Origin of the sequence: Streptomyces sp. NPDC006552, from assembly GCF_040611655.1 — a bacterium.
In the GTDB taxonomy this organism is placed as follows: domain Bacteria; phylum Actinomycetota; class Actinomycetes; order Streptomycetales; family Streptomycetaceae; genus Streptomyces.
The window spans coordinates 38208-49670 of the sequence record NZ_JBEXOS010000023.1 but is presented as its reverse complement, the minus strand read 5'-3'; the positions used below and the strand labels follow the sequence as shown (position 1 = coordinate 49670).

1 protein-coding gene is annotated in these 11463 nt (G+C 76.1%); it reads left to right on the top strand.

Annotation, left to right across the window (positions count from 1 at the left end):
• A complete protein-coding gene (locus ABZY33_RS16085) occupies positions 1-11385 on the top strand; it encodes a type I polyketide synthase (protein WP_356492184.1) in 11385 nt (3794 codons plus the stop codon).
• Positions 11386-11463 lie beyond the last annotated feature (78 nt).

Genomic DNA, 11463 nt, shown 5'->3' with positions numbered 1-11463 from the left:
ATGGACAACGAGCAGAAACTTCGCGACTACCTCAAGCGGGCAACGGTCGACCTGCGGGAGAGCCGCCAGCGGGTGCAGGAGCTGGAGGAGCGCGCCCACGAGCCGATCGCGATCGTCGGCATGGCCTGCCGGCTCCCGGGCGGTGTCACCACCCCGCAGGAGCTGTGGGAGCTGCTGAGCGCCGGCCGCGACGCGGTCGGCCCCTTCCCGCAGGGCCGCGGCTGGGACCTGGAGAAGCTGTACGACCCGGACCCGGCCCGCCTCGGCACCTCGTACTGCCGCGAAGGCGGGTTCCTGTACGAGGCCGACCGCTTCGACGCCGAGTTCTTCGGCATCAGCCCCCGCGAGGCCGCGGCGATGGACCCCCAGCAGCGGCTGCTCCTGGAGACCGGCTGGGAGGCCTTCGAGCACGCGGGCATCGACCCGACCACGCTGCGCGGCACCCGCACCGGCGTGTACGCGGGCGTCATGTACGACGACTACGGATCGCGTACCCCCGAGGCGCCGGAGGAGTTCGAGGGCTACCTGCTGACCGGAAGCGCGGGCAGCATCGCGTCGGGCCGGCTGTCCTACACCTTCGGTCTCGAAGGTCCCGCGGTGACGGTCGACACCGCGTGCTCGTCCTCGCTCGTCGCGCTGCACCTCGCCGCCCGGTCGCTGCGCCAGGGTGAGTGCTCGATGGCGCTCGCCGGCGGCGTGACGGTGATGGCGACACCGGGCACGTTCGTCGAGTTCTCCCGGCAGCGCGGCCTCGCGCCGGACGGGCGGTGCAAGGCGTTCTCGTCGTCGGCGGACGGCACGGGCTGGGCCGAGGGCGTCGGCGTGCTGGTGCTGGAGCGGCTCTCGGACGCCCAGCGCAACGGGCACCGGGTGCTCGCGGTGCTGCGCGGCTCCGCCGTCAACCAGGACGGCGCGAGCAGCCAGCTGACGGCGCCGAACGGGCCCGCGCAGGAGCGGGTCATCCGCGCCGCGCTCGCCGACGCCCGCCTGGCGGCCGCCGACGTCGACGCGGTGGAGGCGCACGGTACGGGCACGCGGCTCGGCGACCCGATCGAGGCGCGGGCGCTGGTGTCCGCGTACGGCACGGCCCGGGGGGAGGACCATCCGCTGTGGCTGGGCTCCCTCAAGTCGAACATCGGCCACACGCAGGCCGCGGCGGGCGTCGCGGGCGTGATCAAGATGGTCATGGCGATGCGCGCGGGGGTCCTGCCCCCGACGCTGCACGTGGCCGAGCCGACCTCCGAGGCCGACTGGTCGGCGGGGACGGTGCGGCTGCTGACGGAGGCTCAGCCGTGGCCCGAACTCGACCGCCCCCGGCGTACAGGTGTGTCGTCCTTCGGCATCAGCGGGACCAACGCTCACGTCATCCTCGAAGAGGCGCCGCGCGACGGCGCCCCCGCGGCACCACAGACGTCGGCGCGCCCCTCGACCCCGCCGGCCCCGTGGCTGCTCTCGGCGAGATCGGAGAGCGCGCTGCGGGCCCAGGCCGGCCGGCTGCTGGCCTGGCTCGCCGACCATCCCGAGGCGGCCGACGCCGACATCGCCGCCGCCCTGAGCGGTACCCGCGCCCAGTTGGGCCGGCGCGGCGCGGTGCTCGGCGCCGACCGGGCCGCCCTGCTCGCCGGCCTCACGGCCCTGGCCGCGGGCGAGGACTCCCCGCAGGTGGTGTCGGACGCCGCCACCACCGGCGAGACGGCCTTCCTGTTCACCGGGCAGGGCGCGCAACGGGCCGGGATGGGCGCCGGACTGGCCGCCGCGTTCCCCGTGTTCGCCGCCGCCCTGGACGAGGTGTGCGGCCACTTCGACGCCCTGCTGGGCGTGGAGCTGCGCGCCATCATGTTCGGCGGGAGCGAGGGGGCCGGGGACAGCGCCGACGCCAGCGGGCGCACGGCCCCGCTCGACCGGACGGAGTACACCCAGCCCGCGCTGTTCGCGTTCGAGGTGGCGCTGTACCGCCTCCTGGAGTCCTTCGGTGTGACCCCGGACGTGGTGGTCGGGCACTCGATCGGTGAACTGGCCGCGGCCTATGTGGCCGGGGTGTGGTCGCTGCCGGACGCGTGCCGGCTCGTCGCCGCCCGCGGCCGGCTGATGGGCGCCCTGCCGTCCGGCGGCGCGATGCTCGCCGCCGCCCTCCCGCAGGAGCGGGCGCGGGAGATCGCCGCGGCCGGGACGGTCAGCCTGGCGGCCGTGAACGCGCCGGCCGCGACGGTGTTCTCCGGCGCGAGCGCGGAGATCGCCGCACTCCAGGAGCGGCTGACGCGGGAGGGCGTGAAGACGCATCGCCTGACGGTCAGTCACGCCTTCCACTCGGCGCTGATGGAGCCGATGTTCGCCGAGTACGAACAGGTCGCCGGCTCGGTGGCCTACCGGGCACCGCGCATCGACGTGTGCTCCACGGTCACCGGCGCACCGGCCGGCCCCGAACTGCTGACCCCGCGGTACTGGGTGCGCCAGGTGCGCGAGGCCGTGCTGTTCGCCCCCGCGGTGGGCGCCCTCGCCGACGCCGGTGTGCGCCGGTTCGTCGAGGTCGGCCCGGACGCGGTGCTGGCGGCACTCACCCGCCAGACCCTGACCGACGAGGTGGCCTCCCGCTCACTGGTCGCCGCGGCGGCCCGGCGCACCGTCGACGAGGCCGAGCAGTTCCTGCGGCTGCTCGCCGCCGCCCACTGCTCGGGCGCCGCCGTCGACTGGACGCCGCTCGCCCCCGAAGGACCGGCCGCCCACCTCGACCTGCCCGGCTACGCCTTCCAGCACCGCAGCTACTGGGTGCGGCCCGACGAGGGCGCGCTCGGCGACCTGGGCCGCGCCGGACTCGCCGCGCTCGACCACCCGATGCTGCGCGTCGCCGCGCCGCTCGCCGGCCGCGACGCATGGCTGTTCAGCGGCAGGCTCTCCACCACCGACCAGCCGTGGCTGAGCGACCACGCCGCCTTCGGGTCGGTGCTCCTGCCCGGCACCGGATTCGTGGACCTCGCGCTGGCCGCGGGCCGCCGCCTCGACCTGCCCGTCCTGGACGAACTCGTCCTGTCGGCGCCCCTGTTGTTCGACGGCGCCGCCGCCGTGGACGTACAGCTCTCCGTGACCGAGGCCGACCACACCGGCCGCCGGCGCCTGTCGGTCCACTCGCGCACCGCCACCGGCGCCACCGCGCCCGACCCCGGCGAGCCGGAGTGGACGCTGCACGCCACCGGGACCCTCGCCCCCGCCGACGACGTGGCGCCCGCCTGGACCGGCCCCGACTGGCCGCCCGCCGACGGCGCGCCGGTCGACGCGGAGCGGCTCTACGACCGGCTCACCGACCTGGGATTCGGCTACGGCCCCGGCTTCCAGGGCGTACGCGCCGCCTGGACCCGTGGGGACGAGGTCTTCACCGAGGTGGCCCTGGACGAGACCACAGCGGGCCGGGCGGCCGGCTTCGGGGTGCACCCGGCGCTCCTGGACGCGACCTTCCACGCCGTCATCGACGTGCTCGCCGCCGACCTGCCCGACGGCGAACTGCCGCTCCCCTTCTCCTTCGGCGGCGTCCGCCTGTACCGGCCCGGCGCCACCGCGGTGCGCGCCCGCATCATCCGCTCGGGCCCCGAGAAGGTCCGTATCGACGCCTGCGACGCCACCGGCGCCGCGGTGCTGTCCATCGACGCCGTGCTCGCCCGCCCCGCGCAGGCGCGCGCCCTCGCCGGGGCCCGCAGCCCGCTCTACGCGCTCGACTGGACGGCGCTGCCGGCGGCCGCGGCGGCGCCCCGGCGCCTCGTCGCCCTGGGCCGGCCCGTCGCGGGCTGCGCCGAGACGTACGCGGACGCCGCGGACTTCGCGGCCCGCGGGGGAGAGCCTGGCGCGGCCGTCCTCTGGACGCCCCGGACCTCGCCTGCGGACGGCGCCGACGTCCCCGCGGCCGTCCGCGCGGCCGTGCACGACGCCCTCGCGGTGTTGCGCGACTGGCTCTCCGCGCCGGGCTGCGCCGACGCGACGCTGACCGTCCTGACCCGCAACGCGGCGGGGCTGCCCGGTGAGACGCCGGACCCCGCCGCGGCGGCCGTCCGCGGCCTGGTCCGCAGCGCGCAATCGGAACACCCGGGGCGCATCGTCACCCTCGACCTCGACGCCGGCGACCCCACCGGCCTGCACCAGCACATCGCCGCCGCGCTCGCCACGGACGAACCGCAACTCGCGCTCCGCGGCGCCGCCCTGCTGGCACCGCGGCTGACCTGGACGACCACCGCCGCACCGGCCGGCAAGCCCTTCGGTGAGGGCACCGTCCTGATCACCGGCGGCGCGGGCGGGCTGGCCGCCGTCACCGCGCACCACCTCGTCACCCGGCACGGGGTGCGCGACCTGCTGCTCGTCTCGCGCCGCGGCGCCGACGCACCGGGTGTCGGGGAACTGGTCGCCGAACTGACCGGACTCGGCGCCGCCGTACGCGTCGCCGCGTGCGACGTCAGCGACCGCGCCGCCGTCGGGGCGCTGCTGGCCTCCGTACCGGAGCACGCCCCGGTGACCGCCGTCGTGCACACCGCGGGCGTGGTCGACGACGGCACCGTCGAGACCCTGACCGCCGAGCAGGTGGACCGCGTCCTCGCCCCGAAGGTCGACGCCGCCTGGCATCTGCACGAACTCACCCGCGACCTGGACCTCTCGGCGTTCGTGCTGTTCTCCTCCGCCGGGCCGCTGCTCGGCGGAGCGGGCCAGGGCAACTACGCGGCCGCGAACGCGGCGATGGACGCGCTCGCCCAGGCCCGCCGCAGCGCCGGCCTGCCCGCGCACTCGCTGGCGTGGGGGCTGTGGAAGCGCGGCATGGCCGAGGCGTTGAACGAGCCGGGCGGCGCACACCTGGTGCGCCGGATCCGCACCCGTCTCGGGCTCTCCCCGATCGAGCCGGACACCGGTATGCAGCTGTTCGACGCCGCGCTGCACACCGGCGACCCGCTGCTGATGACCGCGGTGCTCGACACTCCCGCCCTCACCGCGCTGGCCCGCCTCGGCACCCTGCCCGCGCTGCTGCGCGGCCTGATCCACCTCCCGGCGCGCGGCCGGGCCGGCGACAGCCCGTTGCGCACCCGGTTGCTCGACGCCCCCGCCGAACAGTGGGAGGCGCTGATCCGCGACGAGGTCCGCGCGATCGTCGCCGGGGTCCTAGGCCACGAGTCGGGTGACGCCATCGACCCCGAGACCCCGTTCACGGAACTGGGCTTCGACTCGCTCGGCGGCGTCGAGTTCCGCAACAAGGTGACCGCCGCCACCGGCGTCCCGCTCCCCTCCACCCTGGTCTTCGACTACCCGACCGCCGCCGCGGTCGCGGGCTTCCTGCGCACCCGGGTCGACGACGCGGAGCCGTCCCGGCCGCGCCCCGCCCCGGCCCGGCCCCGGACCACGGCCCCGGCCGACGAACCGATCGCGATCGTCGGCATGAGCTGCCGCTACCCCGGCGGCGCCGACACCCCCGACCAGCTCTGGGAGCTGATCGAGGGGCGCGTCGACGCGATCACCCCGATCCCGGACGACCGCGGCTGGGACGTCGAGAACCTGTACGACACCGACCCCGGCAAACCGGGCAGGATCTACAGCCGGGAAGGCGGATTCCTGCCCGCCGCGGGCGACTTCGACGCCGCCTTCTTCGGCATCGGCCCCCGCGAGGCCGCGGCGATGGACCCGCAGCAGCGACTGCTGCTCGAAGCGTCCTGGGAAGCGCTCGAGGACGCCGGCATCGATCCGACCACCCTGCGCGGCAGCGACACCGGGGTGTACGCGGGCGTCATGTACCAGGACTACGGCTACACGGCGCGCGAGGCCGCCGACGGCGCCGCGGACGGTTACCTGGCGACCGGATCGGCCGGCAGCGTCGTCTCCGGCCGGGTCTCCTACGCCCTCGGCCTGGAAGGCCCCGCCATGACGGTGGACACCGCGTGCTCGTCGTCGCTGGTGGCCCTGCACCTGGCGGTGCAGGCCCTGCGCGCGGGAGAGACGTCACTGGTCCTGGCCAGCGGCGTGACGGTCATGTCGACCCCGCTGCTGTTCCTGGAGTTCTCCCGGCAGCGGGCGCTCTCCCCCGACGGACGCTGCAAGGCGTTCGCGAACGGCGCGGACGGTGTCTCCTGGGCCGAGGGCGTCGGCGTACTCGCCCTGGAGCGGCTCTCCGACGCGCGGCGCAACGGGCGCCCCGTGCTGGCCGTGATCCGCGGCAGCGCCGTCAACCAGGACGGTGCGAGCAACGGCCTGACCGCACCGAACGGCCCCTCCCAGGAACGGGTGATCGCGCAGGCACTCAGCAACGCGGGGGTGAGCGCGGCCGAGGTGGACGCGGTGGAGGCGCACGGCACCGGCACCACGCTCGGCGACCCGATCGAGGCGCAGGCGCTGATCAACGCCTACGGACAAGACCGCGCCGAGCCGCTGCGGATCGGATCGCTCAAGTCGAACATCGGGCACACCCAGGCCGCGGCAGGTGTCGGCGGCGTCATCAAGATGGTGCAGGCGCTGCGGCACGAGACGCTGCCGTCCACCCTGCACGTCGACGCGCCCTCGCCGCACGTGGACTGGTCGGCGGGCGCGGTCCGCATCCTGACCGAGGCCGAACCGTGGCCGGCCACGGAGCGTCCGCGCCGGGCGGGGGTCTCGTCGTTCGGGATCAGCGGCACCAACGCGCACGTGATCCTCGAGGAGGCGCCCCCGGCCCCGCCGCGGCCGGCCGCCCCGACCCGCCCGGCGGCCCTGCCGCTGCTGCTCTCCGCGAAGACGCCCGCCGCGCTGCGGGCCCAGGCGCACCGGCTGCACGACACGCTGCGCGAGCGCCCGGAACTCGACCTGACCGACGTCGCGGTGACGCTGGCGCAGCACCGCGCGCGACTCGACCAGCGCGCCGCCGTCGTGGGCCAGGACCGGGAGACGCTGCTGGCGGCCCTGGCACGGCTGGCCGCCGACGAGCAGGGGACGGGCCTCATCGACGGCGTCGGCCGGACGGGTACGACCGCGTTCCTCTTCACCGGCCAGGGCGCGCAGCGGGCCGGCATGGGCACGGAGCTGTACCGGGCGTTCCCGGCCTTCGCCGCCGCGCTCGACGAGGTGTGCGCGCACTTCGACGCCGAGCTGGAGCATCCGCTGCGGGACGTGATGTCCGGCGCGACCGCCGAACCCCTGCTGGACCGCACCGAGTACGCCCAGCCCGCGCTGTTCGCGTTCGAGGTGGCGCTGTACCGCCTCGTGGAGTCGCTGGGCGTGGTCCCCGACGCGGTCGCCGGGCATTCGGTCGGCGAGCTGGCCGCGGCGCACGTCGCCGGGGTGTGGTCGCTGCCGGACGCGTGCCGGCTCGTCGCGGCCCGGGGCCGGCTGATGGGCGCGCTGCCGGCCGGCGGGAGCATGCTGGCCGCAGCGGTGCCGGAGGCGCGGGCCCTGGAACTGCTCGCGGCGGACCACACCGCCGTCTCGCTGGCCGCCGTGAACGCCCCCGACGCCGTTGTCTTCTCCGGGGACGGCGACGCGGTGGCGGCGCTCGAAGCGACGCTGGCGGCCGAGGGCGTGCGGACCAGCAGGCTGCGGGTGAGCCACGCGTTCCACTCCGCCTCGATGGACCCGATGCTGCCCGAGTTCGCCCGGATCGCCGCGGAACTGACGTACCACGAGCCCCGCCTGCCGTTGTGCTCCACGGTCTCCGGCGCCGTCGCCGACGAGGCGATGGGGACACCCGCGTACTGGGTCCGGCAGGTGCGCGAGACCGTGCGCTTCGCGCCGGCGGTGCGGTCCCTGCTCGATTCCGGTGTGCGCCTCTTCGTCGAACTGGGCCCGGACGCGGTCCTGACGACGATGACCCGCGCCACCCTGGCGGCGGACCCCGCCACACACGCGACGGCGGTCGCCGGATCGCGGCGCACCGTCGCCGAACCCGAGCAGCTGGTCACCGCGCTGGCGACCGCGGACTGCGCGGGGCGGCCGGTGCGGTGGACGGAGTTCTTCGGCGCCCGGCCCAGGACCCGGACCACGCTGCCCACCTACCCCTTCCAGCACGAACGGTTCTGGCTGCGGCCGGCCGAGGCCGTCGCGCCCCTCGCCGGTGCCGACTCCGCCGGCCACCCGCTGCTCCACACCCAGATGCAGCTCGCCGGCACGGACGAGTGGCTGTTCACCGGCAGGCTCTCCACGCGCACCCACCCCTGGCTCGCCGTCCACACCGTCTTCGGCACGGCCGTGGCGCCGGCCACCGCACTCGTGGAACTGGCGCTGGCCGCCGGTGCCCGGCTCGGCGTACCGCGCCTGGCGGAACTGGCGGTCGAGGCGCCGCTGATCCTCCCGGCCGACGGCGGCGCGGACCTGCAACTCACCGTGGGCGCACCCGACGCCGACGGGCACCGGCCCCTGACCGTCCACTCCCGCGCCGGCGACACCTGGGCGCCGCACGCCCGCGGCCTGCTCGCACCCGCCGCACCGGCGGCGGCGCCGGACTGGTCCCGGGCCTGGCCCCCGGCGGGTGACCCGCTCGACGTGGCGGAGCTGTACCGCGCGCTCGGCGACCTCGGCTTCGGGTACGGCCCGGCCTTCCAGGGCGTGCGCGCCGCATGGACGCGCGGGGACGAGATCTTCGCCGACCTGGCGCTCGACCCCGGCACCGCGGCGCACGCCACCGATTTCGGGGTCCACCCGGCGCTGCTGGACGCCGTGTTCCACGCGACGGCCGGCCGGCTCGCCGAGGACGGGCCCGGCGACCGGGTGCCCCTGCCGTCCGCCTTCGACGGTGTCCAGCTGGACCGGTCCGGCGCCGGTGCCGTGCGCGCCCGCGTCACCCGCGTCGCACCGGACACGTTCCGCGTGGAGGCGGTCGACGCGGCCGGCGCCCCGGTGCTGACCATGGACACGGTGCGGGTACGCCCCGTCGAGCCGCGGGCGCTGGCCCAACTGCGCGGCGCGCCGCCGCTGTTCGACATCGAGTGGACCGCCGTGCCCACCGTCCCCGGAGCGGACACCGGGCGCCTGGTCGTGCTCGGCGACCCGGCGGCCGTCGAGGCCGCCGAGCCGCCGGCGAGCCGCGCCGACCTCGCGGACCTGCCCGTGCTGCGCGACGCGCCCGACACCGTGGTCTGGCCGGCGCCCCGGAGGACCGGCGCCGGCGCGGCGGACGTACACGACGGCGTACTGACGACGCTGCGCCTGCTGCAACGGTGGATCAGCGCCGAACACCCCGGGCGGCTCGTGATCCTGACGCGCACATCCGCCGGACTGCCCGGCGAGGAACCCGATCTGGTCGGTGCCGCCGTGGCGGGCCTGGTGCGCAGCGCGCAGTCCGAGCACCCGGGCCGCTTCCTCCTCATCGACCAGGACGGCGACGCCCTGCCGGTCGGGACGCTCGCCGCCGCCCTGGCCCAGGACGAACCCCACCTGGCCGTGCGCGGCGGCCGGCTCCTGGCCCCGCGCCTGCGGCCGCTGCCCGTCACCCGGCCCGAGGCGCCGCTCCCGCTCGGCCGCGGCACGGTGCTCATCACCGGCGGCACCGGCGGCATCGGCGCGATCGTCGCCCGGCATCTGGTCGCCGCGCACGGCGCACGCCGGCTGTTGCTGGTGTCACGGCGCGGCGGCGCCGCGGAGGGCGCCGCCGGCCTGGCCGCCGAGCTGACCGGCCTCGGCGCCCACGTGCGGGTCGAGGCGTGCGACGTCACCGACCGCGGCGCGCTCCAGGCACTGTTGGCCGGCATCGACGCCGATGCCCCGCTGACCGCCGTCGTCCACGCGGCGGGCGTCCTGGCGGACGGCACGCTCGACACCCTCACCGCCGCGCAGACGACACGGGTCCTGGCGCCGAAGGCCGACGCGGCACTCCACCTGCACGAGCTGACCCGCCACCTGGAGCTGTCGGCGTTCGTGCTGTTCTCGTCCGCGGCGCCGATGCTCGGCGGACAAGGACAGGGCAACTACGCCGCCGCCAACAGCGTGCTGGACGCGCTGGCCCGCGTGCGCCGCAGCGCGGGCCTGCCCGCGCACTCGCTGGCGTGGGGACTGTGGACCGTCGGCATGGCGGAGGCGCTCAGCGGGGACGGCGCCGAGCAGTACGCTCGCCAGATCCGGACCAGACTGGGCCTGGTCCCGATCGACGAAGAGGCCGGGACGGCCCTGTTCGACCAGGCGCTCGCGAGCGACCGGGCGACGCCGACGACGGCCCTGCTGGACACGGCGGCGCTCACCGCCCTGGCACGCGGCGGCACCCTGCCCGCGGTCCTGCGCGACCTGGTCCGGGTCCCCCCGGCCGCCGCGCGTGCCGGTCTCGGCCTGGCGCGGCAGCTGGCCGCGGGCTCCGACGCCGACGCCGAGGCGATGGTCCTGCGGGAGGTGCGCACGGTCGCCGCGTCGGTCCTCGGCCACCCGTCCGGCGACGCGGTCGACCCGAACGCGCCGTTCACGGAGCTCGGCTTCGACTCCCTCAGCGCCGTCGAGTTCCGCAACCGGCTCGCACAGCTGACCGGGCTGACGTTCCCGCCGACGCTCGTCTTCGACCAGCCGACCGTCGCCGACGTGGCGAAACTGGTGCGCTCGCGGATCGAGGAGAGCGAGACCGGGGTGGCCGAGCAGCCACCGGCCGGCGCGCGCGGCACGATCACCGACCTGGTGTCGGCGGCGCACCGCCGCGGCGAACTGGCCGGGGCGCTGCCCCTGTTGACGGCCGGCTCGGCCCTGATGACGACCTACTCCGCCGCCGAGGCCGGTGCGCGGCGCCCGGCCGTCCAGCTCCTGGCGCGCGGCGCCACGGCGCCGGCGCTCATCTGCCTCCCCTCGTTCCTGGCGGGGTCGGGCACGCACCAGTTCGCCCGTCTCGCCCGCGAACTGGGCGGCGAGCGACAGGTCAGCGCGGTGCGGCTGCCCGGCACGCGCGCGGGCGACGACCTGCCGGCGACCTGGGAAGCGGCGATCGCATCCCTCGCCGCGACCGTCGCGGCGGAACTCGGACGCAGCCCGGTGGCGCTCGTCGGCTACTCGGCCGGTGGCGCGCTCGCCCATGCGGTCGCCCGGCGGCTGGAGGACGACGGCCACGAACTCGCGGGCGTCGCGATGATCGACACCTACTCCCCGCAGGACGCCGACCTCAACCGGCGCGTGCTCACCGACGCCCTCGGCCAGATCCTCTCCCGGGACAACGCGCTGACCCCCGTCGACGACCACGCCCTGGTCGCCATGGGCGGCTACGTGCGGATATACGCCGAGCGCGCGGCCGAGCCGATCACCGCGCCGACGCTGAACCTGCGCGCCACCCAGACGCTGAGCAGCTTCGGCGACGTCGCCCCCGTCCCCGGCTGGCAGCACCGCGGACCGGTCGAGCACGTCGAGGGGGACCACTTCTCGATCGTCGAGGAAAAGGCGGCACAAACCGCCGCGCACCTTCGCCGCTGGCTTGATTCGCTCGGCGGTCACTGATATCCGGACGAGGGAAAGGGAGTGCAATTGGAGAGATGAGGAACAATGAAATACGCGGACCGCAATACCGTCGACGAC

Bases quoted from the DNA above. Each gene is read 5' to 3' on its own strand.
- ABZY33_RS16085 (WP_356492184.1), top strand. From the start codon at position 1: ATGGACAACGAGCAGAAACTTCGCGACTACCTCAAGCGGGCAACGGTC.